The 23,523-nt window shown below is 71.9% G+C and carries 18 protein-coding genes; 6 read left to right on the top strand and 12 right to left on the bottom strand.

Features of this window, described 5'->3' with window-relative positions; genetic code table 11:
* Positions 1-152: 152 nt before the first annotated feature.
* Entirely contained in the window at positions 153-437 is a 285-nt protein-coding gene (locus tag ACIA3K_RS23140; RefSeq protein ID WP_355048524.1) for a hypothetical protein, read from the top strand.
* Between the two features lie 98 nt (positions 438-535).
* Positions 536-976: a hypothetical protein gene (locus ACIA3K_RS23135; protein WP_396803614.1), complete on the top strand. Its 441-nt coding sequence runs from the start codon at positions 536-538 to the stop codon at positions 974-976.
* 7 nt (positions 977-983) lie between these two features.
* On the opposite strand, the gene ACIA3K_RS23130 is transcribed toward ACIA3K_RS23135, so the two are convergent.
* Together ACIA3K_RS23130 and ACIA3K_RS23125 are read right to left on the bottom strand one after the other, a co-directional pair.
* Positions 984-1,841, bottom strand: coding sequence for a PASTA domain-containing protein (locus ACIA3K_RS23130; RefSeq protein ID WP_396803612.1), 858 nt, complete (start codon positions 1,839-1,841; stop codon positions 984-986).
* A 159-nt stretch (positions 1,842-2,000) separates the two neighbouring features.
* Complete coding sequence (locus tag ACIA3K_RS23125) at positions 2,001-2,702, bottom strand: PASTA domain-containing protein (RefSeq protein ID WP_396803610.1); 702 nt, start codon at positions 2,700-2,702, stop codon at positions 2,001-2,003.
* Positions 2,703-2,824: 122 nt separating this feature from the next.
* On the opposite strand from ACIA3K_RS23125, the gene ACIA3K_RS23120 reads away from it, so the two are divergent.
* Positions 2,825-4,378 (top strand): hypothetical protein, encoded by a 1,554-nt coding sequence (locus ACIA3K_RS23120; RefSeq protein ID WP_396803608.1) that lies wholly within the window; start codon positions 2,825-2,827, stop codon positions 4,376-4,378.
* A 113-nt stretch (positions 4,379-4,491) separates the two neighbouring features.
* Here ACIA3K_RS23120 and ACIA3K_RS23115 read toward each other — a convergent pair whose 3' ends face one another.
* Positions 4,492-5,970: a glutamate--cysteine ligase gene (locus tag ACIA3K_RS23115; RefSeq protein ID WP_396803606.1), complete on the bottom strand. Its 1,479-nt coding sequence runs from the start codon at positions 5,968-5,970 to the stop codon at positions 4,492-4,494.
* Between the two features lie 283 nt (positions 5,971-6,253).
* Positions 6,254-6,835 carry a YceI family protein gene (locus tag ACIA3K_RS23110; RefSeq protein WP_396803604.1) on the bottom strand — a complete coding sequence of 194 codons (582 nt, stop codon included), beginning with the start codon at positions 6,833-6,835 and terminating at the stop codon, positions 6,254-6,256.
* Positions 6,836-6,935: 100 nt separating this feature from the next.
* Here ACIA3K_RS23110 and ACIA3K_RS23105 point away from each other — a divergent pair, with 100 nt between their 5' ends.
* Positions 6,936-7,436: a MarR family winged helix-turn-helix transcriptional regulator gene (locus ACIA3K_RS23105; protein ID WP_396803603.1), complete on the top strand. Its 501-nt coding sequence runs from the start codon at positions 6,936-6,938 to the stop codon at positions 7,434-7,436.
* 235 nt (positions 7,437-7,671) lie between these two features.
* Here the strand turns inward: ACIA3K_RS23105 and ACIA3K_RS23100 are convergent, their stop codons facing one another.
* The 3 genes from ACIA3K_RS23100 to ACIA3K_RS23090 form a co-directional block, all read right to left on the bottom strand.
* On the bottom strand, positions 7,672-10,344 hold the full coding sequence (locus ACIA3K_RS23100) for an ATP-binding protein (RefSeq protein ID WP_396803601.1): 2,673 nt from the start codon (positions 10,342-10,344) through the stop codon (positions 7,672-7,674).
* Between the two features lie 140 nt (positions 10,345-10,484).
* Entirely contained in the window at positions 10,485-11,633 is a 1,149-nt protein-coding gene (locus ACIA3K_RS23095; protein ID WP_396803599.1) for an acyl-CoA dehydrogenase family protein, read from the bottom strand.
* Positions 11,634-11,697: 64 nt separating this feature from the next.
* Complete coding sequence (locus ACIA3K_RS23090) at positions 11,698-13,230, bottom strand: acyl-CoA carboxylase subunit beta (protein WP_396803597.1); 1,533 nt, start codon at positions 13,228-13,230, stop codon at positions 11,698-11,700.
* Between the two features lie 162 nt (positions 13,231-13,392).
* On the opposite strand from ACIA3K_RS23090, the gene ACIA3K_RS23085 reads away from it, so the two are divergent.
* A complete protein-coding gene (locus ACIA3K_RS23085) occupies positions 13,393-13,953 on the top strand; it encodes a snapalysin family zinc-dependent metalloprotease (protein WP_396803596.1) in 561 nt (186 codons plus the stop codon).
* Between the two features lie 55 nt (positions 13,954-14,008).
* Here ACIA3K_RS23085 and ACIA3K_RS23080 read toward each other — a convergent pair whose 3' ends face one another.
* Positions 14,009-14,929, bottom strand: coding sequence for a hydroxymethylglutaryl-CoA lyase (locus ACIA3K_RS23080; protein ID WP_396803594.1), 921 nt, complete (start codon positions 14,927-14,929; stop codon positions 14,009-14,011).
* 887 nt (positions 14,930-15,816) lie between these two features.
* On the opposite strand from ACIA3K_RS23080, the gene ACIA3K_RS23075 reads away from it, so the two are divergent.
* A complete protein-coding gene (locus tag ACIA3K_RS23075; RefSeq protein WP_396803593.1) occupies positions 15,817-16,599 on the top strand; it encodes a hypothetical protein in 783 nt (260 codons plus the stop codon).
* A gap of 101 nt (positions 16,600-16,700) precedes the next feature.
* Here ACIA3K_RS23075 and ACIA3K_RS23070 read toward each other — a convergent pair whose 3' ends face one another.
* From ACIA3K_RS23070 to ACIA3K_RS23055, 4 genes are all read right to left on the bottom strand, one after another.
* Positions 16,701-18,038, bottom strand: coding sequence for an acetyl/propionyl/methylcrotonyl-CoA carboxylase subunit alpha (locus ACIA3K_RS23070; RefSeq protein ID WP_396803592.1), 1,338 nt, complete (start codon positions 18,036-18,038; stop codon positions 16,701-16,703).
* Positions 18,039-18,109: 71 nt separating this feature from the next.
* Positions 18,110-18,709, bottom strand: a complete 600-nt coding sequence (locus ACIA3K_RS23065; RefSeq protein ID WP_355048539.1) for a TetR/AcrR family transcriptional regulator — start codon at positions 18,707-18,709, stop codon at positions 18,110-18,112.
* A gap of 66 nt (positions 18,710-18,775) precedes the next feature.
* A complete protein-coding gene (locus tag ACIA3K_RS23060) occupies positions 18,776-21,643 on the bottom strand; it encodes a hypothetical protein (protein WP_396803590.1) in 2,868 nt (955 codons plus the stop codon).
* Entirely contained in the window at positions 21,640-23,433 is a 1,794-nt protein-coding gene (locus tag ACIA3K_RS23055) for an HSP90 family protein (RefSeq protein ID WP_396803588.1), read from the bottom strand. Before ACIA3K_RS23055 ends, ACIA3K_RS23060 begins: the two co-directional genes overlap by 4 nt.
* Positions 23,434-23,523: the final 90 nt, after the last annotated feature.

Genomic DNA, 23,523 nt, shown 5'->3' with positions numbered 1-23,523 from the left:
TGATGGTCGGGTGGCGGCACGCCACCAGCGGGTACGGCCCGACCACCACCAGCACCAGACGGTCCACGAGGCGCGATCCCGCAACCGGGCCGAGACATCCCAGACCAGTCACCGCCGGCATCCCCGCCGGCTTACCCTCCCCAGGAGCCCATGTGCTTCCCCGCTCCGGTGACGTTCTGCACGTGACTCGCGCGGCGAGTGTCCAGTTCCTCAGGCCGATCATGTTCCGGGTGATCCGGGTGCTCGACTGGCCGACCTACGACGGTTGGCTCTGGCTCGACGGCTACGAGCTCAATGCCGCCGGCGACGCCGTCAACCGCCGGTCGATCTTCGTACAGCGGGAAGGGCTGCAACAAGTGCAGGCCGCACCGGTGCCCCGCCCGCACACCGTACGGACCCGGCGACCGGTTACCCGTACGCCGGTCAGAGTCGGCTGACCAACGCGATCCGCCGCGGGTAGGCGTGCCGTCGCCATAGAATCGGTACGCCCACCCCGGCACCGTTCCACCCGCACGTCCAGGACCCTGAGCCTGGGATGGTCATGGTCAATCAGCCCGCCGTGCGGCGGCACCACCGCTGGAGTATCACCTACGCTCTCGGACTGCTCGCCCTCCTCGGGGCCCTGACCATCGTCGTGGTCCTGGTCCACGATCCGGCGTCGTCGTCCACCCGGCTGGCCGTTCCGGTACCGGCGCCGGAGATCACCGTGGCCGGCTCCGATCCACCCGTCGACGAGTACGGCTGGATCGGCGCCGACACCTCCGACGGGTACGCCGGGGCGGCCGACGCCACCGGCCCGGCCACCGGTTCCGGCGCTGGCGGTCAGGCCGACGGCCAGCAGGAACTGGCCGAGCCGACGTCGGGCGGCCACCACGGCACCGATGTACGCCGGTCGCTCTTCTGGTCCGGGATCTTCGGCCTCACCATCTCGCTCGCCGGCCTCGGCCTCGTCGGCACCCGTCGACGCAGGTGGTGAGGACCGGTCACGGCGTGGCCGTCGCCGTCGGGCTCGGGCTGGTCGAGCTGCCGCTCGGTGACGGCCGGTCCTGGGAGATCACCACCAGCACCTCCCGGTCGGTCGGCACCAGGGTGCCGGCCTCCGGATCGGTCCGCACCACCGTGCCCGGTGGCAGCTCGGACGGGCGGTACACCACCCGGTAGCTCACGCCCAGTCGCTCCAGCAGTCCTTCGGCGGTGGACTGCGGGAGACCGGTCAGCGGCGGCACCGGTATCTGCGCCCCCTCGGTGGTGGCCGCCGGGCTGCTCGGCGTCGCGCTGGTGGGCGCCGCCGACGTCGGCGCACTGCTGCTCGGCGCGGCGGTGACGCTGGTCGGCGGGACGGACGGCGTGGCCGGGTCGTCCGGGTCGTCCTCCCGCGCGCTCAACACCACCCACAGGGCCGCACCGAGCAGAGCGGCGAACAACAACGCGAGTACGCCCCAGAGGATCGGCAGCCACCACCGGCGGCCGCCCTGCTCCTCCGCGTACCAGTCCGCGGCCGGCTCGGCCGGTCGAGGCGCCCGCACCTCGGCCCGCCCCGACCACGACGGTGGCGTGGACCGCTCCGCCGGCATCCGCGCCGTCCGGTCAGCCGCAGACGCAGACGCGGCCCGGTCGATGGGCATCGTCTCGTCCGGCGACGCGCCACCGCCGGACGCGGCCCGGTCGATGGGCATCGTCTCGTCCGGCGACGCGCCACCGCCGGACGCGGCCCGGCCGATGGGCATCGTCTCGTCGGGCGACGCGGTCGGTTGCGGGCGGTCGCCGCCGGTGGGCGGCAGAGGGCGCGTGCGGTCGTCGTCCGGTGTCCCGGCGGGCGGCTCCTGGCGGTCGTCGCTCATCGCACGTCCCTTCCCGAACCGGGCGGGCGCCCTGGCCCTCGACGTCAACCTAACCGCCCAGGTCGACATCGGCCGGTATCGGTGGCACGAACCGCGCGCCGCCGGCGGGTCGGAACGCCACGAACCAGCGCGTCCGCGGCGGCCGAGAAACAGCTCGGGTCAGGGGGTGGGATTCGCGGTCGGCTGGCTCGGTGGGGCCGCCGCGCCGCACCAGATGCTGACCTCGTCGTTCCAGCGGGCCGGAGCGTCCTCGGCCGGTTCCTGCCGACTGACCTTTCCACTGCGCCCGCTGCGGTAACTCGGGTAGAGCCCCTCTTCGACCAACTCGTCCGCTGCCTTGGCGCAGTCGTCGCCGACCACGTCCGGCACTTCGGCGGCCGGCGGTGGCCCGGCGATCTGCAGTTGAACCGTGGTGCCCCGGGTCACCGGGGTGCCCACCGCCGGCGAGGCGCTCGCCACCGTGCGTCCGGTGCCGCCGCCGAAGACCAGCCGCCAACCCAACCGCTGTTTGCGCAGCATCTCGCGCGCCTGGAGGAAGTCGGTCCCGACCACCGGGGGCACGGTCAGCCCGGTCCCCTTTGTCGCGGAGGCGGTCGTGCGGGGAGCGGACGGGGTGGTCCGACCGGTGGTCGGCCGAGACGAGGTGGCCTCCCCGGTCGGCGTACCCGCCGTGGTGGCAACCGCCTGCGGGGTCGCCGGAGACTCGTCGTCCTCGCCGGCCAGCAGCCAACCGCCGGTCGCGCCGACCACGGCGAGGAGCACCGCGACCAGTCCGCCACCGAGCAGCACGCCAGCTCGGCGGCCGTCACCGCCGTCCCGGCCGCCGGAGGATTCCTGCCGACCCGTGTTCGCGTCCGTCATACCGTCCACCGCCTCATCACCGGCGACCGTACCGTTCGCCGCCCACCACGCTTCGCCGACGGTCCGTACCGGCGGGTCGCTGCGACTCGCCGCACCGACGACGGGACGTTACGCTGCCCGGCATGGCCAGACGGGGCTGGGGAGTATCGATCGCGACGGCGGTCGGGGTCGCTGCCGGCGCGGGCGCCGCGCAACTGGGCTTCGGCTACGGGCTCGGCGTCATCACCTGGACGCCCACCGAGGCCGGTGCCAACGGCACGGCCTGGGCCGACGGCCTCGCCTGGGCCACCTGGCTCGCCGCCAGCTCCACTGTGCTGGGAGCCGTCTGCGCGCAGCGACTGCACCAGCGGGCGGCACCCACGCCCAGGCCCACGCCGACGACCGGCACTCCACCGGCGGACGAGGCTGACCGGCCGCAGTCGCCGGCGCTCACGTCGGGCCAACCGACCCGGGCCGAGGGCGCCGACGTGACGCAGGATCGGCCGGTCGTCGATCGGGCCGAACCGACGCCCGTCGAGCACCCCGGTCTGCTCCGCCGGCTGTCCCTGGCGCTCGGCGCCGGGCTCGGTGGACTGGTCACCGTACTGCTGGTCGCCGTACCGGCCCGGGTCGCCGCGGGCGCCGACACCGGCGCGCCGCAGCGGGTCGCGGCCCTGCACGCGGCGCTGGGAATCCTGATCGGCGTCCTCGTCGCGCTCTGGGCGCTGCGCTCCCGCACGGTCGCGGTGAACATCACCGCGACGGCCGCCTGGCTGTGGCTGCTCGCCGTGGTCTCGGTCATCGACGGTGTACGCGTCGGACGCGGACTGACCGGCGCCCAGCTCGGCACCTGGCAGCTCGACCCGGACCACGGGCGGTACTGGATCGGCGGCCAGATCTACTGGCCCGGCGCGCTGCTGGCGCTCGTACCCGCGCTTCTGATCGGTGCCCTCGCCGCCCGCGGCGCCGCGCGTCCGGGCGGACACCGGGTGGGCGCGGCGGCCTCCGGTGCGGCCGGCCCGCTGCTCGTCGCGCTCGCCTACCTGACCACCGTGCCGAGGTGGGCGGCCCCCGGCCCGGCACAGTTCTCGACCCAGCTCATCGCCCCGTACGCGGTGATCGCCGGTGTCGGCGGCTCGATACTGGTCGCCCGACTTGCCGAGAGGGCCGGTCACCAACGCACCGCCGACCGCCGACCGACCGCCCCGGCCGCCGGTCCGGACGCGGCCTCGGCGGGTCCGACGGCCCACTCCGGGCTGACACCGGGAGACGGCTCCGACCCGACGACGCGCGATCCGTCCGGACAACGCGACCCGGCGTCGGTCCCTACGCCCGGCTCGCCCGGCTCGACGTCGACCGCTCCGACGGATTCCACCGTGGCCGCTGGGCTCGACCCGACCGCACGGACGACGTCGACCCGGGAGGGCGTGGCGGACGGCACCCGGCCCGGACGCCGCGCCCGCTCGGTGACCGACGCCGCCGCCGGCGCGGTGACCCGACGCGGCAGGACGCCGTCGGCACCGACAAGCCCGCGCGGGGACCAGCCAACCGACGCGACCACCACCGCACCCCGCGTCCCGGCCCCACGCCCCAACCCCGACGCCGCGCTCCCGACCGACGCCGCACCGTCAACCGACGCCCCAACCGACGCCCCAACCGCGCCCCGAGCCCGCCCACCCCGCCGCACCACCACCTGACCCCACCGCCACCCACCTGTTGATCAAGAGGTTTGCGTCATCAACGGCAAATTCCTGACGCGAACCTCTTGATCAAAGAGGCGGTATGTGCGGCCCGGCGGTTGGGTGGGGGGTTAGGGGACGGGCCAGGTGTGGACTGGTTCGTTGGTGCGTTGGAGTTCCGCGTAGCGCTTGACCATGTGGTGCAGGGCTGCCGGGCGGTCCATGCCGAGGTGGCGCTCGGCCGCCCAGACCGCCTCGGTCTGCCAGACGGAGCCGTTGCGACCGGTACGGCAGCGCTGCTCGATGATGCCGAGCAGCCGGTCCCGTTGCGCCGGCGCGACGCCGAAGCCGTCCAGTCCGGTCGCGGCGACGGGCAGCAACTGATCGAGTACGAGCTTGGTGACCGGCACGTCACCGACCCCGGGCCAGTGCAGCACGGCGTCCAGACCACGGCGGGCCGCCGAGTGGAAGTTCTCCTCGGCCGAGGAGAAGGTGAGCTGACTCCAGATCGGTCGGTCGGCCTCGGCCAGACCACGCACCAGTCCGAAGTAGAAGGCCGCGTTGGCCAGCATGTCCACCACGGTGGGACCCGCGGGCAGCACCCGGTTCTCCACCCGCAGGTGCGGGCGGCCGTTCATGATGTCGTAGACCGGCCGGTTCCAGCGGTAGACCGTGCCGTTGTGCAGCCGCAGCTCGCTCAGTTGGGGCACCCCGCCGGCGTGCAGCACCTCCACCGGGTCCTCGTCCTCGCAGATCGGCAGCAGTGGTGGGAAGTACCGGACGTTCTCCTCGAACAAGTCGAAGATCGAGGTGATCCACCGCTCGCCGAACCAGACCCGGGGGCGTACGCCCTGGGCCTTGAGTTCCTCCGGACGAGTGTCGGTGGCCTGCTTGAACAGGGCGATCCGGGTCTCCGCCCAGAGTTGGCGGCCGTAGAGGAAGGGCGAGTTCGCCCCGACCGCCACCTGCACTCCGGCGATGGCCTGGGACGCGTTCCAGTAGTCGGCGAAGCTGTCCGGCGCGACCTGGAGGTGGAACTGGAGACTCGTGCAGGCCGCCTCGGGGGCGATCGAGTCGGTGTGCGTCCGCAACTGCTCGACGCCCCGGATGTCGAGCTCGATGGCCTCGCCCCGGGCACCGACGATCTGGTCGTTGAGCACCCGGTAGCGCTCGTTGGTGGAGAGGTTGTCCTCGACGAGGTGCCCCTCGGTGAGGGTGGGCAGGATGCCGACCAGGACGATGTTCGCGTCGGACCCGGCCGCGCGCTCGTCGGCCCGGGAGAGGCTGCTGCGCAGGTCGTGTTCGTAGTCGGCGAACCCTGCGCCCTCGATCAGCCGGGGCTCCGCGTTCAACTCCAGGTTGAACTGCCCCAACTCGGTCTGGAACAGCGGATCGGCGATCTCGGCGAGGATCTCCTCGTTGCGCATCGCCGGCTCGGCCGCCGAGTCGACCAGGTTCAGCTCGATCTCAAGGCCGGTCATCGGCCGGTCGGCGTCGAACCCGAAGTCGTCGAGCATCAGGGCGAAGACGTCGAGGCACCGCCGGACCTTCTGCCGGTAGCGGACGCGGTCCTCCCGGGTGAAGGCGCCCTGCGAGACGTCCCTGCCCATGTGTCCTCCCGACAACCGGCGCGGTCGGGATTCTGCCGTCCCGGAAGCGCATTGTGAACCATCAACGGTAAGAGCGCTCGCCTGGCCGGGGCCAGAGGCCGACGACGGTGATCCGACGGCGGCCGAGTGGATTCGCTCGTGGCGCCATCTCTACCCCGTCGCCGGCACGCCGGACCCCACCGGGGCAAGAACAAGTCGTGACAATTCACACGCGCTCGGCACGGACGACACCGGGCCCGCGCCGACGTGCGGCGCGGGCCCGGGGTACGGGTGATCCGTGGGATCAGGCCTGGCGGACGGCCTCGCCCTCGATCTCGATCTTGATCTTCTTGCCGACCAGCACGCCGCCGGTCTCCAGGGCGACGTTCCAGGTCAGGCCGAACTCCTCGCGGTCGATCTCGGTGGTCGCGGAGAAGCCGAAGATGTCCTGGCCGAACGGGCTGCGACCCACGCCCTCGAACTCGACCTCCAGCTCGACCGGACGGGTGACGCCCTTGACGGTCAGCTCACCGTCGAGCACGAACTCGTTGCCCTTGCGGGACTTGACGCCGGTGCTGCGGAACTCCAGGGTCGGGAACTGCTCCGCGTCGAGGAACTCGGGGCTGCGCAGGTGCGCGTCCCGGTCGTCCTGGGTGGTGTCGATGCTGGCAGCCTGGATGGTCGCGACGACCGAGGACTGCAGCGGGTCCTCGGCGATGGTGATGGTGGCGGTCGCCTCGTTGAACTCACCGCGGACCTTGCTCACCATCATGTGCCGGGCGACGAAGCCGACCCGCTTGTGCGCCGCGTCCAGCACGTAGGTGCCGGCCGCCGGGATGGTGAGACCGTCCCAGTCGCGGGTAACCGCGTCGATGCTGCTGGTCATGGCTGGTGTCCTCCAGAGGATTGTTTAGTAGCCCAACGACTGCTTGAGCAAATATAACCGCAACAACATTCCCCGTGTCAAGGACTGGTAGGGTTAACGAGTGACCAACGTGTTCGACGACCCCCGGATCACCGCGGTTGGCCTCCTGTACGAGGCCCACGCCGGGCTCTCCGCCCGGTTCGCCGCCCAACTCGAGGAACACGGCCTCTCCCAGGTCGAGTTCGAGGTGATCACCCGACTGGCCCGCTCGCCCGGCAACCAGCTACGGATGACCGACCTCGCCGCACAGACCTCACTGTCCACAAGCGGGGTGACCCGGGTGGTGGACCGGATGGAGCGCGACGGACTGCTCACCCGTCGAGCATGCCCGAACGACCGCCGCAGCTCGTACGCGGTGGTCACCGCGTCCGGAATGCAGCGGCTCGACCAGACGCTGCCCGGGCACCTGCGGATCATCGAACAGTGGTTCACCGGCCAGCTCGAACCCGAGGCCCTGGCGGCACTGCTCGACGGCCTGCGGCGGGTGCGGGACGCGGTCCACCCTGGCGCGACCGCCGGCAGTACCGAGCAGGAGACGGCCGACGATTGCGACCCGACCTGACCGTCGACCCGCAAGAAGGGCTTCCGGGCGGTACCGGCAGAAAGACCGGCAGAACTCACCCCAGAGACCGGACAAACCTCTTGAAAAACACCTTCTTCCCCGGCAGCGGTGGCAGGCTTTCGCCCACCGGGGAATCACCGGGGGGTGACGGCGCGGGCGAACAGCGAGGGGTAGCACCAAGGGGGCTCTTCGCCCGCGCCACTCTCCATCCGGGGGTCCGCCGACCGGCCCCCGCTCACCGTTCGGTGGCTCCACCCCGCGCGGCGATCAGCGCGTAGAGCAGCCCGGACTCCTGCGGCAGCAGTCGGATCCCGGTGTCCTCGCAGACCCGGTCCAGACGATCGAGGACCGTCGGATCTCCGGTGCTCGCGGCGAGGCCCACCAGCGCCTCCACCACGTCCCGGCGATCGTGACCGGCCGCGGCGGCGGCCGCGAACCACTCGGCCGCCGACTCCCGATCACCCCGGTGCAGCGCCAGGTTCCCCTCGATCAGCGCGCAGATCCCCGCCTCCGGTCCGCTCCACGACAACACGGTGTCGTCCGACCGTGGTCGCGGCAGTCCGACCCGCTCCATCCACTGCCGCCCCGGCACGGCGAGGGTCGCCTCGGCGCCGCCGGCCCGCAGCTCGGTGAGCAGCTCGGTCGCCTCGGCCGCACGACCGTCCTGAGCGAGCGCCAGACCGACCGTGCCGAGCACCCGACGGCGATGTCCCGGGTCGCCCAGCTCGAACAGCGCCGCCACCGCACGCCGCCCCTGGTCGACGGCATCGGCGTACCGACCCTCCAGGCGGGACACCTCGGCCCGGTTGGCCCAGGCCAGCACGCGCAACCGCTGCTCACCCCCCTCGGCCGCGAGCCGGTCCACGGCGGCCAGCCGTCGACGGGCCGCCGCCAGGTCACCGACGCGGATCTCGTGCCAGGCAAGGCTGTTCTGCGCCACCGCCAGATCACGCGTACGACCGTTGCGGGCGGCGAGCCGGAGCACCGCCTCGGCCTGCTCCCGCGCCTCGTCGTGCCCGCCGACGGTGGTCAGCAGAGCACCGAGCACCCCGCGCGCCTCCAACTCGCCGGTCACGTCGCCGGACTGTCGGAAGATCTCCAACGCGGCGCGTGCCGTGGGCAACTCCTCTGCCTCGGCGCCATGTTCGGCCGCGAGCCGTGCCATCCCGAGGCTGGCCCAGCCGCGCAGGATCGGGTCCGCGTCGGCGGTTCGCGGGTCGGCCAGCAGACGTCGCAGCCACTGCCGCCCGGCGACGTCCCGGCCCCGGAAGCGCCACCAGCGGGGGAGGCAGGCGGCGAGCCGGAGCGCGGTCAGGGGGTCATCGGTGGCCGCGTGGGCGAGCGCGGAGCTGATATCGCTGCTCAGCTGGTCGAGCCGGTGCACCGCGTCGAGCATCCGTGGGCCGGCCAGGTCGGCGGCGGTCCGCGCCACGAGGCGGGCGGTCACCTCCGCGTGCCGACGCCGTACGCAGGTCAGCTCACCGCCGCCGACCGCCTGCTCCACGGCGAAGTCACGGACCGCGTCGAGCAGGCGGAACCGGAACGGCCCGGTGCCGCGAACGCTCAGCAGGCCCAGCTCGACCAGGCGGTCCAGCACCGGGACCGGATCGATGGCGACGGTCCCGTCCCGGTCGGCCTCGTCGGCGAGCATCTCCTCGGCCATCTCCACCGACCACCGGTTGCCGAACATGGCGAGTCGCCGCAGCGCGTCGCGCTCGTGCGGCGCGAGCAGGCGGTAGCTGGTCGCCACCGCGTCCCGCAGGGTCACCGCCACCGACGCCCGGGTGGCATCGGTGGCGTACGGACGGCGGGCGGCCGACTCCGGCCCGTCCCACCGGGCACGGGTCTCCTCGGCCGAGGTGGTCAGGTCGAGCACGCGGTCGCCGTACCGGTCGAGCAGTTCGGTGAGGTCGAGCAGCCGGCCCCGGGCGGCCATCAGCTCGATGGCCAGCGGCAGGCCACCCAGCCGGCGGACCAGGGCGGCCAGTGCCGGTAGCTCGTCGGGGCCGGGCGGTTCCCGACGGACCTGGGCGAGCCGTGCGATGAACAGGGCGACCGCTGGCCACGAGACGAGCGTGGCGGGACCGGATTGCTCACCGTCCGGCGGCGGCACCTCGAGTGGGGCGACCGGCCAGACCCGTTCGCCGGGTAGCCCGACCGGATGCCGGCCGGTGACCAGCACCCGCAGCGACGGCAGTACGGTGCCCAACCGGTGCAGTGTCTCGGCCACCGGGCCAGGGGCGCGCTCGACGGCGTCCATGACCAGCAGCGCCCGCCGGCCGGCGAGGCGGGCGACCAGTTCCGGTAGCCGGGCGGCGCCGAGGACGGTCATCGAGGCCGCGAGGACGTCCGGCCCGTCCGAGCCTTCGCCGACCAGCACGCCGGCCACACCGCCGGGATGCGCCCGTGCCGCCGCGTGGGCCACGGCGAGCGCCAGCGCGGTCTTGCCGACACCGGCCAGGCCGACGAGGCTGATCAGCCGTGGTCCGTGTTCCTCGGTCAGCATCGCGGCCAACTCGGTGACATCGCGATCGCGTCCGATCAGGGCGACCGGCGGCGGAAGGGCGACCGGCGCGTCGGCTCGGGTGGCTTGCGCCGAGGCGACGCCGACCGTTCCCGAGTCGACATCCGACGGCGGCTCTGCGCCGACGGGACCGCGGGCCGTGGCCAGGAATGCCGCCCGCACGGCCCCGGTCAATCCCAACGCCATGGCGAGCAGATCGACGGTGGTGCGCTGTGGCCGGACCGACCGGCCACGCTCCAGATCCCGCACCGTCCGCACACCGACTCGGGCGCGGGACGCCAGTTCCGCCTGGGTCAGACCGGCGGCGCGCCGGTGCGCACGGAGCAGCTCCGGCAGCCCGGTACGAGCGGCCGGGCTCCGCGACCGCCCATGATCCGGAGTCATGGGCACGAAGAGTACGGTTCGCCTCCGACCATCGGCAGTCGAACGTCGTCCTGCCGACGGCCGCTCGCCGATAATCCGACAGCCGGACGATCGATCGACGGGAGCGGTCGGTGATCCCCCGGGATCGCCCGAGGGTGGGGTCAGAGGCCCAGATCGCGGGCGATGATCATGCGTTGCACCTCGCTGGTGCCCTCGCCGATCTCCAGGATCTTGGAGTCCCGCCAGAACCGGGCGACCGGGTACTCGTTCATGAATCCGTAGCCGCCGTGGATCTGGGTGGCCTCCCGGGCGTTGTCCACCGCGATCGTGCTCGCGTGCAGCTTCGCGATGGCGGCCTGCCGCTTGAACGGCTCGCCGGCCAGCATCCGGGCGGCGGCGTCGTAGTAGGCCAGGCGGGCGGTGTGCGCCTTCAGCTCCATGTCCGCGATCTTGAACTGGACGGCCTGGTTGTCGCCGATCGGCCGGCCGAAGGCGTGCCGCTCCTTCGCGTATTTGATCGACTCGTCGACGCAGCCCTGGGCGAGGCCGACAGCCAGCGCGGCGATGGCGATCCGGCCCTCGTCGAGGATCCGCAGAAACTGCGCGAAGCCCCGTCCGCGCGCACCGAGCAGGTTGGCCGCCGGCACCCGGCAGTCGTCGAAGGTCAGCTCGTGGGTGTCCGAGGCGGTCCAACCGACCTTTGAGTAACCCGGAGCCACGGTGAATCCGGGCGTACCGGTGGGCACGATGATCGTCGACAACTCCTTGGAGCCGTCCGGGTTGGTGCCGGTCACCGCCGTCACGGTCACCATGGCCGTGATGTCGGTGCCCGAGTTGGTGATGAACGCCTTCGAACCGTTGATGACCCACTCGTCGCCGTCCAGCACGGCCCGCGTCTGGGTGCCGCCAGCGTCGGATCCGGTGCCCGGCTCGGTGAGGCCGAAGCCGGCCAGGGCCTCCCCGCTGAGCAGCCGGGGCAGCCAGGTGGCCTTCTGCTCCTCGGTGCCGAAGCGGTAGATCGGCATCGCGCCGAGCGAGACGGCCGCCTCCAGCGTGATGGCCACGCTGGAGTCGACCCGGGCCAACTCCTCCAGGGCCAGGCAGAGCGCGAAGTAGTCGCCGCCCATCCCGCCGTGCTCCTCGTCGAAGGGCAGGCCGAACAGGCCCATCTTGCCCATCTGCCGGATCACCTCGTACGGGAAGGTGTGCCGCTCGTAGTGCTCGGCGATCACCGGGGCGACCACCTCGCGGGCGAAGTCCCGCACGCTCTCCCGCAGCGCCGCTTGTTCGTCGGTGAGCCGGAAGTCCATCTCATCCTCCTGGTGGGGACGGTGCCCTCGACGCTCGTGACGTCGAGACGGGTGGCTGTGCGGGTCAGACCGGGGTGACGCCGTGCCGTCGCCGCGAGAAGGTGCGGTCCTTGGTGCGGGCCGCCGCGAACCGCCGGACCAACTCGTCGCGCAGGTCGTGCGGTTCGACGATGGCGTCCACCACCAGCTCGCTGGCGAGCCGGACGACGTCGATGTCCTGCTCGTACTCGGCCCGTTTGGCGGCCACGAAGGCGGCCCACTCGTCCGCGTCCTCGATCGCCGCGATCTTGTTGGCGTAGACGGCGTTCACGGCGGCCTCGGCACCCATCACCGCGATCTTGGCGCTGGGCAGCGCAATCGTCGCGTCCGGCTCGAAGCCGGGGCCGGCCATCGCGTAGAGGCCCGCGCCGTACGCCTTGCGGACGACCACGCAGATCTTCGGCACGGTCGCCTCGGAGATCGCGGTGATCATCTTGGCGCCGTGCCGGATGATGCCCTGCTTCTCCACCGCGCTGCCGACCATGAAGCCGGGAACGTCGCTGAGGAAGAGCAGTGGCACGTTGAACGCGTCGCAGAGCTGCACGAACCGGGTGGCCTTGTCGGCCGAGTCGACGAAGAGCACGCCGCCCTTGAACATCGAGTTGTTGCCCACCACGCCGACGACCTGGCCGTCGAGACGGCCGAAACCGATGGTCAACTCCTTGGCCCAGAGCGCCTGGATCTCGAAGAAGGAATCCTCGTCGAGCAGGCCCTTGACGTACCGTCGCATGTCGAACGCCTGCCGCTCGCTGGCCGGCACCAGCGCGGCCAGGTCGGCCTTCGCGGGTGCGGCGACCGCCGGCGCGGCCGGCGGCGCCTGGGTCCAGTTCGCCGGCAGGTACGACAGGTAGGTCTTCACCACGTCGAGCGCGTCGGCCTCGGTCTTGCAGAGGAAGTGCCCGACGCCGGACTCGGCGGTGTGCACCTTGGCCCCGCCCATCGCCTCCAGGGTGGTCTTCTCTCCGGTGACCATCTCGACCATCCGGTCGGAGCCGAGATACATGCTGGCGTTGCCGTCGACCATCGCCACCACGTCGCAGAACGCCGGGATGTACGCCCCGCCGGCGGCGCTCGGGCCGAACAGCGCGCAGACCTGCGGAATCGAGCCGGAGGCGCGGACCTGGTTCCAGAAGATCTTGCCGGCCCCGCGGCGACCGGGGAAGAGGTCGACCTGGTCGGTGATCCGGGCGCCGGCCGAGTCGACCAGGTAGACCATCGGGACACCGGCCCCGTAGGCCCGCTCGATGATCCGGATGATCTTCTCGACGGTACGGGCGCCCCAACTGCCGGCCTTCACGGTGGAGTCGTTGGCCATCAGGCAGACCTGTCGGCCGTCGATCGTGGCGGTGCCGGTGACCACGCCGTCGGCCGGCAGGCCGTCGGCGAGCGCGTTGGCGTAGAGGCCGTCCTCGACGAAGGAGCCCTCGTCGACGAGGAGCGCGACGCGTTCGCGGGCGAAGAGCTTGCCCTTGGCCTCGTTGGCCGCGTGGTACTTGTCCGCGCCGCCGGACCGGGCCCGCTTGCGCAGTTGTTCCAGCGCCTCACCGTCGAGCGTCACGCCGACTCCCTCGCCCGTGTTGACCTGAACGATCGTTAGGCTATCGCATCCACGCACCCTCCGGCGACCCATGCCGCAGCGACGCTCGTTCGAACGAGATATTGAAATCTATTAATCTCTGTGGATAGGCTCCTGACACCCCCTCTCGGATAGGAGTCAGCGATGACCTCACGACTCAGTCGGCTCGCCGTCGCGTTGGTCGCGACGGCAGGTGCCACGCTCGGCGTCACGGTCGCCAACCCCGCGCCCGCGTCCGCCGCGATGACCATCTGCTACAACACCAGCCAGGCAGGCGCCTACGCCGGCACCGCCAGCCAGGCCGCCTCGATCTGGAACAACGCCACCGTCAACCTGACGCTCTCCGCGAACTGCGGCTCGAACCTGCGGATCTACCAGATCACCGGCGGCGGCTCGTACGCCGTGCGGACCAGCCTCGGCAACGGCCGGGTCTACATCGACACGCAGCAGGCGGCGCAGTACAGCCCGCTGCGGATCATGACCCACGAGATCGGGCACATCCTCGGCCTGCCGGACAACTACAACGGCAACTGCTCGCTCCTGATGTCCGGCGGCAGCGCCGGCACCAGCTGCACCAACCCGTACCCGAGCACCGCCGAGGCGAACCGGGTGAGCAGCCTCTTCGCCGGTACGTTCAGCGCGACCGACCGCAGCGCGGACATCTTCCGCGACAGCTGGCCGTCGGCGCTCACCACGGTGGGCTGACCGAACCCGCGCACCACGAAGGGGCCGGCAACTCGCCGGCCCCTTCCGCGTGTCCTCAGCTCGGCATCGGCGTCAGTCGCGTACGCGGACCGGCCCGCAACACCCCGGACGGCAGCGTCTTGCCGAGCAGCTCCTCGGCCAACTCGGCCACCTCGATCAGGGCGTCCAGGTCGATGCCGGTGTCGATGCCCATGTCGTGCAGCATGTGCACCGCCTCCTCCGTCGCCAGATTGCCACTCGCACCCGGCGCGTACGGGCAGCCACCCAGACCGCCGACGCTCGCGTCGAACTCGGTCACGCCCAGCTCCAGCGCGGTCAGCAGGTTGGCCAGCGCCGTACCCCGGGTGTTGTGGAAGTGCAGCAGCACCGGCACGTGCGCGTTGCGGTCGCGTACCGCGGTCAGCAGCTCACGGACCCGACGCGGCGTGCCCATGCCGGTCGTGTCGCCGAAAGCCACCCGGTCCGCGCCGTCGTGGACGACCCGGTCGACGATGCCGGCGACACGACGCGGGTCGACGTCCCCCTCGTACGGGCACCCGAAGCTGGTCGCCACGATCACCTCGACCCTCGCGGACGCGCCGTGCAGGAGGTCGATCAGCTCGGCGATGTCGTCAAGCGACTCGTCCGTCGAGCGGTTGACGTTGCGGCGGTTGTGCGTGTCGCTGGCCGACACCACCACCTCGATCTCGGTGAAGCCGGCCGCCAGGGCCCGCTGGGCGCCCCGGGTGTTCGGCACCAGCGCCGAATACCGCACCCCGTCGACCTTCGCCGCCCGCCGCCACACCTCGTCGGCGTCGGCCATCTGCGGGATCGCCCTGGGGTGCACGAACGACACCGCCTCGATCCGGCGTACGCCGGTGGCGGAGAGCGCGTCGAGCAGCCGCACCTTCGCGTTGGCGGGAATCGGCTCCTCGTTCTGCAACCCGTCCCGGGGCCCGACTTCACGGATCGACACGGAGTTTGGCAGTTCCGCCATGGGGTCACCTCACTGTCTGCCCTGGTGGGGCAACGGTAGCGACATCGGCCCGGATAACCGCCAGCGTCGAGGACGGTACGGACACGGTGTGCGATGGCTCTCCGCCGAGGTGGGCCGTCCAGCCACCACCGGACCACCCTTCGGCGGATGAATCAGGCCAGAAGGATGCCATCACCGGCGGCGGCATGGAACTGCGGGCGGTCGGGTGGCTACGTTGGTGCCGGCGGGACGGCGGGGCCAGCCATCGGCTCGACCCCACCGTCTGGACGCCTCCGGTGGTCAGCGCTGCGACGGTCCTTCCAAGAGCTCCGCAGCGCATCGGAGTGCGGTCGAGAGGGCGCCGGCGCACGCGGCGGCGTCCTCCCGACCCACGAGCAGGGCCATCACTGCGGCACCATCGGTGCCGAGCGACATCTTCCGCAGAGTTCGGACGATACGTCGTCCAGTGTTCGGCGGTCGAACCGAATTGCCGTTCATCTGCCTTCCTCTCCAGCATCGGTTGACAATTGTCGCGGGATTGTCATTCCGTGGAACTTCCACGACTGATCCCGCGATCAACAAACAATGGGGTTGCCTCCCATCGACTACGACAACGACGGGATCCGACGGACCGAACGATCTTCTGACCGGGTTCTCGACCGGCCAGCCCGGCCAGACCGACGGAGCAGCGGAAGTCCAACAAGGACCAAGCCGGAACGCCTCCGAGACAAGGGCTCCGCCCCGGCCAGCGACCCGGCCAGAATCTGACTGGCGACACAGCCCGCAAGACCCGCGCTGTTGATCGGAGGCGGTACAAATACTGGTCCGAGTCATGTGAGCTCTTGGAAGGACCTACATGACCAGCCCATTGCAAGGACCGAGATGACCACCCGGGTGAAAGGAACGAGATGACAAACGAAGCAGAGGAACGCACCCGGAGACGCCGACTCGTCTCACGATCGAAGCTCGAAGCGCAATACGCGCAGCGCTATCACAACCCCGACGTCGCGGCGTACACGCTGGCGGTCCGCGAAGCCGTGGAGGCCGAGATCGGGCAGGTCGACACCTGGCAGAGGCTGGCAGACCGGATCCACCCGCCGACGTCCGATCCCGACCGGGCCAGCCGGGCCAGAAAGCAGTCCCGCATGCTGCGCAAGAAGCTGTCGCGGCACTTCACCGCCGAGAGCAAGGGGCCGCCCTGGCAGACGGTGATGCTGGTGGTGAAGCACGCGGTACCGGAGGAGTTCCAACAGCAGCGGCTGGCGTACTTCGCCGAGCTGTACGAGCTGGCCCGCGGTGAGAAGCCGCCGACCGGAGACCGGCCGGAGTTCGCGGCTGGCACCGGGTCGCTCGACGATCCGACTACCGCACGGGCGCTGCGCCAGGAGATCGACGAGTTGAACGAGCGGCTGAAGGCCTGCATGGTGGAGGTCACCGAGCTACGGACCGCCATCACGGCTCGACACCTCGGTCCCGGCCCGACGTCGGAGAACCTACCGAGACAGCGCGATCCGTCCACCGGGGCACTCAACGCCCGGCACTTCCGGGTCGGCGGCCCAGTACCGGGCAACCATCGTGCACCGAGGCTGGACACCGGCGGCCCCGGCCTGCCCGGGCAGAGCCGAGGAGAGCTACCCCGCCTGGCTGACCAGCCCTGGCACGGAACCGACAACCTACCCAGGTTCCACTGACCAGCCCTCGCCCATCGGCGTCGATCAAGAGGTTTGCGTCAAAATTCCGGCCACCGATGACGCAAACCTCTTGATCAACTACAGGCTCGGATCGGAGCAGGTCAGCGCATGCGGGGGACGATTCCGGTGTCGTAGGCGCCGGAGCGGAACTCCTCGTTGCCCAGCAGCTCGGCGAAGAACGGGACGTTGTTCTTCGGGCCCTCGATCTGGAACGCCGCGACCGCGCCGCGAGCGCGTTCGAGCACCTCGTCGCGGGTCGCGCCGGTGACGATCAGCTTGGCCAGCAGGCTGTCGTAGAACGGCGTGACCGTGTTGCCCCCGGTGTAGCCGGAATCCACCCGGACCCCCTCGCCGGTCGGCTCCACCCAGGTCCGGATCACGCCGGGGCCGGGCAGGAAGCGCTTCGGGTCCTCGGCGTTGATCCGCATCTCGATGGCGTGCCCGCTCGGCGCGAGCGCGTCCGGATCGAACGTCGGCGCCAGCCCGGACGCCACCCGCAACTGCTCCTCGACTAGGTCGATCCCGTAGACGTACTCGGTCACCGGGTGTTCCACCTGAAGACGCGTATTCATCTCCAGGAAGAAGAACTCGTTCGTCGAAGGATCGAGCAGGCACTCGACGGTCCCCGCGTTGCGGTAGCCCACCGCCTCGCCCGCCCGTACCGCCGCCGCCAGCAGGCGCGCTCGCAGTTCCGGCGAGACCGCCGGCGACGGGGATTCCTCGACGAGCTTCTGGTTGCGCCGCTGCACCGAGCACTCCCGCTCGCCGAGCGCCACCACCCGACCGTCGGCCAGGCCGAGGATCTGCACCTCGACGTGCCGCACCCGGGGGAAGTACCGCTCGATCAGCACCGATCCGTCGCCGAACATCCGCTCGGCGAAGGCGCGCACCTTGTCGTACTCGGTGCACAACGCGGCCTCGTCGACGGCCACGCCCATGCCCATGCCGCCGCCACCGGCGGCGGCCTTGACCATCACCGGGTAGCCGATCTCGGCGGCGGCCGTCACGGCCGCGTCCAGGTCGGCGGCCGGATCGGTGGTGCCGGGCGCGACCGGCACGCCGGCCGCCGCCATCAGGTTCCGAGCATTGATCTTGTCGCCCATCGCGCTGATCGCGTCCGCGCCGGGTCCGACCCAGATCAGCCCACTGGCTTCGACGGTACGAGCGAACTCCGCGTTCTCCGACAGGAAGCCGTAGCCAGGGTGGATGGCCTGCGCGCCGGTCGACTTCGCGGCTGCGAGGATCGCCTCGACGTTGCGGTAGCTCTGCGCCGGGGTCGGCGGGCCGATGAGGACCGCCTCGTCCGCCTCGGTGACGAACGGCAGGTCGGCATCCGCCTCCGAGTACACCGCGATCGCGCGGATGCCGAGCCGCTTGGCGGTCCGGATGACCCGGCGGGCGATCTCGCCCCGATTGGCGACCAGCAGTGACTCGATCATGTTTCCTCCCGGCGTCCGGATGTTGGGACGATGTCAGGGAATCATGACCGGCGTACTTCTGACGAGTCGGCTCAGGCGAGCAGCGCGGCCAGGGTCGCTCCACGCAACAGCTCGGCCCGACGTCGCCGGTCCACCTCGCCGCCGAGGAACGGAGTCGAGTTCATCAGGCCGAATGCGGCGTGCGCGAGCACCCGAGCCTCGCCGTCGGGCATGCCCGGGTGCAGCGCCGTGAGCACCGTCACCCACTCCTCGACGTACATCCGTTGCAGCCGGCGGATCCGTCGCCGCGGCTCCTCCGGCAGGCGGTCCAGCTCGTGCAGGTGCAGCGCGATCACGGCCGGGTTGGCCAGCGCGAACTCGACGTGGAAGTCGATCAGGGACTCCAGCACGCCGCGCGGGTCGTCCGGGTGCCCAGCGGCACGTTCCCGCCCGCCGGCCAGCAGCCCCTCGCTGACCGGGATCAGCGCGGCGGCCAGCATCGCCTCCTTGCCGGCGAAGTGGTGATAGAGCGCCGGACCGGTCACCCCGGCTGCCGCGCCGATGTCGTCCATCGACACGCCGTGGTAGCCGCGGGCGGCGAACAGACCGACCGCGATCTCCAGGATCTCGTCCTTGCGGGACCGGCGTCGGCCCGTACCCGCCGCCCCCCGTGCCTGCTGCTCCACCGTCACCGGGCAAGCGTAGACCGCGAGCTGGATGCGGTGGGGCGACGGATACCGGTCGGTTCGCCGCAGCGGTCAGTCGTCCGGGTCGAGGTCGTGCTCCTGTCGCAGGGCGGCTGCCTCGGCGGGCCGGTCGAGCAGGTCCAACGCACGGGCCAGCAACCACGCGGTCTGGCGGACCGGCCGCGATCCGGCCGGCAACCCACCGAGTACGCGACGCAACAGCGGCTCCGCCTCGACCGGCCGGTCCAGTCGGAGCAGCAGCTCCCCGACGAGGATCTCCATCTGGGCCGCCTCACCGAACGCCTCGATCGACCGCAGCCGGTCGGGCACCCCGGCGAGCCGTTCCAGCGCCTCGTCCGCCCGGCCCTCCCCGGTCAGCACCCGCGCGCCGGTCTCGGCCGTCATCGCCAGCTCGTACGTCACCGCTGGCGGTGGCTCCGGCTGCCCGGCCAACGCCGCCGCCAGCCCGTCCGCCAGTTCGACGACACGGACCGCCTCCGGCAGGTTGTCGGACCAGAACCAGGCGTACGCCTCCCGGCGACGGGCGCGCAGCTCGTCCAGCGGCAGATCGGCGAGCCGGTACGCCGTGGCGGCGGCGGCGAACCGCTCGGCGGCCGCGGCGTCCCGGTCGGCGTCGTACAGGATCCCGCCGGCCTCCTCCAGCACCTGGGCCCGGATGGGCAGGTTGTCCGGGCCGTCCAGGTTGACAGACAACTGCTCCAGCAGAGCCAACGCGGGGTCGATCTCGCCGAGCCCGGCGTACACGCCGGCCAGCAGGTGCCGGCAGTGGTCGGCCTCCGCCTGGGCGCCCAGGCGGTCCAGGCCGAGCACGGCCTCCTCGGCGACCTCGGCCGCCTCGGCGAGCCGACCCACCACCCGGTACGCGTTCGCCAGCTCCCAGCGCAGGAACGCGTCCCCCTCGGCGCCCCGCTCCACGCAGAGCGTCACCGCCTCGACGAGGTCGTCCACCGCGTCGGCGGCCCGGCCGGCGGAGAGCAGTGCCCGCGCGCGGGCGACCCGGACGGGCAGCTCCGCGTCCACCGGTGCCACCCGCAGCGCCTCGTCGCAGGCGGCCACCGCCTCCGCCGGATCGTCGACCGTCCGGGCGCAGGCCAGGCAGGCGGCCGTGACCAGCTCGTCGACGCCCAGCTCACAGGCCATCCGGCGGGCCTGGACGGCGGCGGCGCGGGCCTCGTCGATGCGGTCGGACTGCTCCAGCAGATGTGCCTGATGCAGCGCGATCCGGGCCGCCAGGTGCTCGTCGCCACCGGCGTCGGCAGGTATCCGGGAAAGGGCCGCCAGGGCGTCCGCCCAGCGTTGCCGGTGCAGCAGCGCCAACGCCAGCCGGTCGTACCCGGCGGCGCGCTGCCGGGGGTCGCCGAGCCGGTCCAGGGTCTCGGCAGCCTCCCGGACCAGCGTCAGCCCCTCCTCGGCGTGCTCGTCGGCGCGGGTCAGCAGCACGCCCAGCCGCCCCGCGACCACCTGGGCGGGCAGCTCCTCGCCCGCGGAGCGGTACAGGTCCAACGCCGCCCGGTTCAGCTCGACCGCACCCTCGACGTCGTCCTCGTCGCCCCGCTCGGCCGCCCGCAGCGAGAGTCGGTGCGCGACCGTACGCGGCGGCAGGTCGGCGGCGTCGAACCGGTCGTCGTACGCGGCCAGCGCCGCCTGGAAGGTGACCCGGTCGTGCCGGCCCCAGCTCTCCTCGGCGACGGTCAGCAGCTCGTCGGCGTCGGCGGGTAGAGCCACGGTGGACACCTCGACCGGTGCCCGGCCGGGCCGTTCGGACGCGGACGCTGCCCCATCGACCGGCGTATCCCCACCGGTTCGGGCCGGACGGCGACGGACGCTCGCGGACAGCGGCACGTGCTCGCCACTCGGTCGTACGGCGAGCCGACGGGTGATCCACCCCGACTGGTGGGTGGTGCCGTTGCGGGCGTCGAAACGGGCGGCCAGCTCGGTCGCCCGGTCGGCCAGCTCGTCGGCCAGCGCCGACGCCGGCACCTCGGCCGCCGGCCGGCCCTCGGCGGCCCGGCGGTACACGGTGGCCACGCCGGCCTGGCGCAGCGCGGCGGCGGCGGTCGCCGCGAAGTGCATGGCGGCGGCCGGCGACGGCGCTCGGTCCAGCCAGTCCAGGTGCCGCTCGACCAGCTCGACCGCCCGTGCCTCGTTGCCGGTGAGCGTGCAGAACTCGATGTGGTCGCCGATGTCCCACAGGTCGGCGAGGCTGCCGCGCAGTTTGCGGTACGCCTCACGGTGCGCGTCGCGGGCCGACTCACCCCGACCGGTACGCAGGTACGGCAGCAGAAGCGCCGTGAGGATCGCCTGCGGCTGCTCGGTGCACGTGAGCCGACCGGCGAGCACCGGCTCGGCGAGGGCCACCGCCTCGGCGTCCCGACCGGTGTCGGCGAGGTAGCCCACCTGGCTCGTCGGATCACACCCCGCACAGTCGGACAGTTCGTCACGGGGCGTCGTCTGCCACAGCCGGTACCAGTGCGCGGCAGCCTCGGCGTCGCCCACGTGATCGGCGACCCGGAACCGGTGCTTGTGGACGGTCTGCAGGCTGTGCCCGCCGGCCCGGTAGCGCCGCTCCATGTCGTCGAGCACGGCGTACGTGCGGTCCAGTGGCACCTCGGGGAACTTCAGCAGACCCGACACCATGTACTTGAAGTGCCACAGCAACTGGTGCAGGTGCTGCTGGTGGTAAGGCTGCGGGTCACGGTCGAACTCGGACAGGCACCAGGAGAACGTCACGAACGACTTCGCCGGCTCGCCCCCGTAGACGTACCCGGTCGTCGCCTGCATGCGGGTGACGAAGGCGAGGTGCCGGTCGTCGGCGGCGTCCACCCGGCGCAACAACTGCTCCAGCGCGGCGATCTGCCCCGCCCCGTACGGCATGTCGGCGATGCCCCGCAGCACCCGCCACAGGTCCTCGTCACTCATTCCTGCTCCCGTCCCGGCACGGCCCGGCCGAGCAGGCCGAGGAAGGAATCGTTCAGCAGCGCGGCGTCGGCCGCGCGGATCGGATGGTGCCCGAGCAGCAGCGCCTGCCCGTACAGCGCCTCGACGGCGAGCCCGACCAGCTCCGGGTCGCCCAGCATCGTGACCCGCCGCACCAGCGGGTTGCGGTGGTTGAGCACCAGTTGCGGGCGGTCCGGTGGGGCGGTGGCGGCGAGCGCGTCGAGCACCCCACCCCACAGCTCGTCGGCCCGGTCCCGGCTGGCGGCGAGCTGGTCGTTGAACGCCGCCGACCGGCTGACCAGGTAGAGCGCGGGCAGCGAGACCGGGTCGTACGCCCGGATGACCACCTCGCACCCGGAACGCTCGACGGCCCGCTGCGCGGCGGTGAGGAACGGCCGCAGCGCCAGTTCCACGGACGGGTCGAGGGCCTCGAACCGGGTGGTGAGGTCACTCGGCTCGAGCCGTTCGATCAGCACCGAACGGTCCACCGCCGGCAGTCGCTCGATCAGCTCGGTGTCGTACGTGTAACCGGCGTTGACGACCGCCAGGTCCTGTGCGGCGGCCACCGCGGCGAGCTGGCGGAACTCGTCGAGGCTGGCCGCGTAGCGGACCACCCCGTGGCGTTCCCGGAACTCGGCGAGGGTGAGCGTGCCGACGTTGGTGTCCATCGGCCACCACCTGTCGACCAGCCGGAGCATGTCGTCGTCGTGCAGGGCCAGCGCCTTCACGCCGAGGTGGTGCACCTGGAGGAACTGGGCCAACCGGTGCGGGTCGTGTCGAGCCAGCCGGACCAGCCAGCCGCGTACCTGGTCGCCGAGCGCCTCCCGGGTCGCGGTCAGCAGGGTGTCCTCGTACAGGGCCTCCCGGCTGGCCGTCGGACGCAACTCGCTCGCGTCGACGACGCAGTGCGCGAAGAACGCCCAGTCCGGCAGCAGGCCGTCGGCGTTCTCGGTGAGCAGCATCCGCTTGAGGTAGACGCGGTGCCCGGCACGGGCCGCCGGATTCACCGCGGTGGGCAGGATGACGGCGACACCGGTCAGCCCGGCCTCGGGGACGCTCAGCGGCAGCACGTCGAACGGGTCCACCCCGAGCGTCTCGCGGGCGTACGCGATCAGCGCCGCCCGATCGACCGGCGTGCCCGGCGTCGTGGGCCAGGGCGGCTCACCGACGGTGGTGATCACGTCGCCGACCCGGACGGTGACCGGCAGCAACGCGCCGAAGAGCCGCGCCAGGTCGACGACGGTCGGGGTGCTGAACCACTGGTCGGCGTCACGGCGGGGCACCAGCGTCACGGTGGTGCCCACTTCGGCGCGGGCCTCCTCCGGCGGCGCCACGGTCACCCCGTACCGGCCGTCGGCGTACCCGGTCCACCGGACGGTGGGATCGTCGCCGTGCCGGGTGAGCACCTGGATCTCGTCGGCCACCAGGAAGCAGGAGAGCAGGCCGATGCCGAACTGGCCGAGGAACTCGTGCCGGGAGAAGCCCAGCTCGTCACGCTTGGAGCTGCGGCCGATGGTCGCCAGCAGCTCGTGTACCTGCGCCTCGGTCAGGCCCACGCCGGTGTCGTGCACCCGGAGGGTGCCGTCCCCGGTGATCTCCGGGGGTTCGATCCGGACCAGCGCCGGCGCGTCCGGCTCGGTGGTACGCCGGGCGGTGATCGCGTCCACGGCGTTCTGGAGCAGCTCCCGGACGTAGACCCGAGGGCTGCCGTAGAGGTGATGGCTGAGCAGGTCGACCACGCCACGCAGGTCGACCTGGAAGGTGTGGTCCACGCCTGTGCTCTCCCCGGTCCCGATGCCGGCGCTCACCGTACCCAAGATCACCGGCGGCCCGCGTCCCCCTTTCGCCCGGCGGCTTGACCC

Source organism: Micromonospora sp. NPDC051543 (assembly GCF_044454415.1).
In the GTDB taxonomy this organism is placed as follows: domain Bacteria; phylum Actinomycetota; class Actinomycetes; order Mycobacteriales; family Micromonosporaceae; genus Micromonospora.
The sequence above is the reverse complement of the archived record's forward strand: the minus strand, read 5'-3'. Positions and strand labels throughout refer to the sequence as shown.

Excerpts from the sequence above, each read along its gene's own strand:
- ACIA3K_RS23060 (WP_396803590.1), bottom strand. The coding sequence starts at position 21,643 with ATGAGTGACGAGGACCTGTGGCGGGTGCTGCGGGGCATCGCCGACATG.
- ACIA3K_RS23110 (WP_396803604.1), bottom strand. The coding sequence starts at position 6,835 with ATGACCAGCAGCATCGACGCGGTTACCCGCGACTGGGACGGTCTCACC.
- ACIA3K_RS23135 (WP_396803614.1), top strand. The coding sequence starts at position 536 with ATGGTCATGGTCAATCAGCCCGCCGTGCGGCGGCACCACCGCTGGAGT.
- ACIA3K_RS23075 (WP_396803593.1), top strand. The coding sequence starts at position 15,817 with ATGACAAACGAAGCAGAGGAACGCACCCGGAGACGCCGACTCGTCTCA.
- ACIA3K_RS23070 (WP_396803592.1), bottom strand. The coding sequence starts at position 18,038 with ATGATCGAGTCACTGCTGGTCGCCAATCGGGGCGAGATCGCCCGCCGG.
- ACIA3K_RS23080 (WP_396803594.1), bottom strand. The coding sequence starts at position 14,929 with ATGGCGGAACTGCCAAACTCCGTGTCGATCCGTGAAGTCGGGCCCCGG.
- ACIA3K_RS23100 (WP_396803601.1), bottom strand. The coding sequence starts at position 10,344 with ATGACTCCGGATCATGGGCGGTCGCGGAGCCCGGCCGCTCGTACCGGG.
- ACIA3K_RS23125 (WP_396803610.1), bottom strand. The coding sequence starts at position 2,702 with ATGACGGACGCGAACACGGGTCGGCAGGAATCCTCCGGCGGCCGGGAC.
- ACIA3K_RS23085 (WP_396803596.1), top strand. The coding sequence starts at position 13,393 with ATGACCTCACGACTCAGTCGGCTCGCCGTCGCGTTGGTCGCGACGGCA.
- ACIA3K_RS23130 (WP_396803612.1), bottom strand. The coding sequence starts at position 1,841 with ATGAGCGACGACCGCCAGGAGCCGCCCGCCGGGACACCGGACGACGAC.
- ACIA3K_RS23115 (WP_396803606.1), bottom strand. The coding sequence starts at position 5,970 with ATGGGCAGGGACGTCTCGCAGGGCGCCTTCACCCGGGAGGACCGCGTC.
- ACIA3K_RS23095 (WP_396803599.1), bottom strand. The coding sequence starts at position 11,633 with ATGGACTTCCGGCTCACCGACGAACAAGCGGCGCTGCGGGAGAGCGTG.
- ACIA3K_RS23120 (WP_396803608.1), top strand. The coding sequence starts at position 2,825 with ATGGCCAGACGGGGCTGGGGAGTATCGATCGCGACGGCGGTCGGGGTC.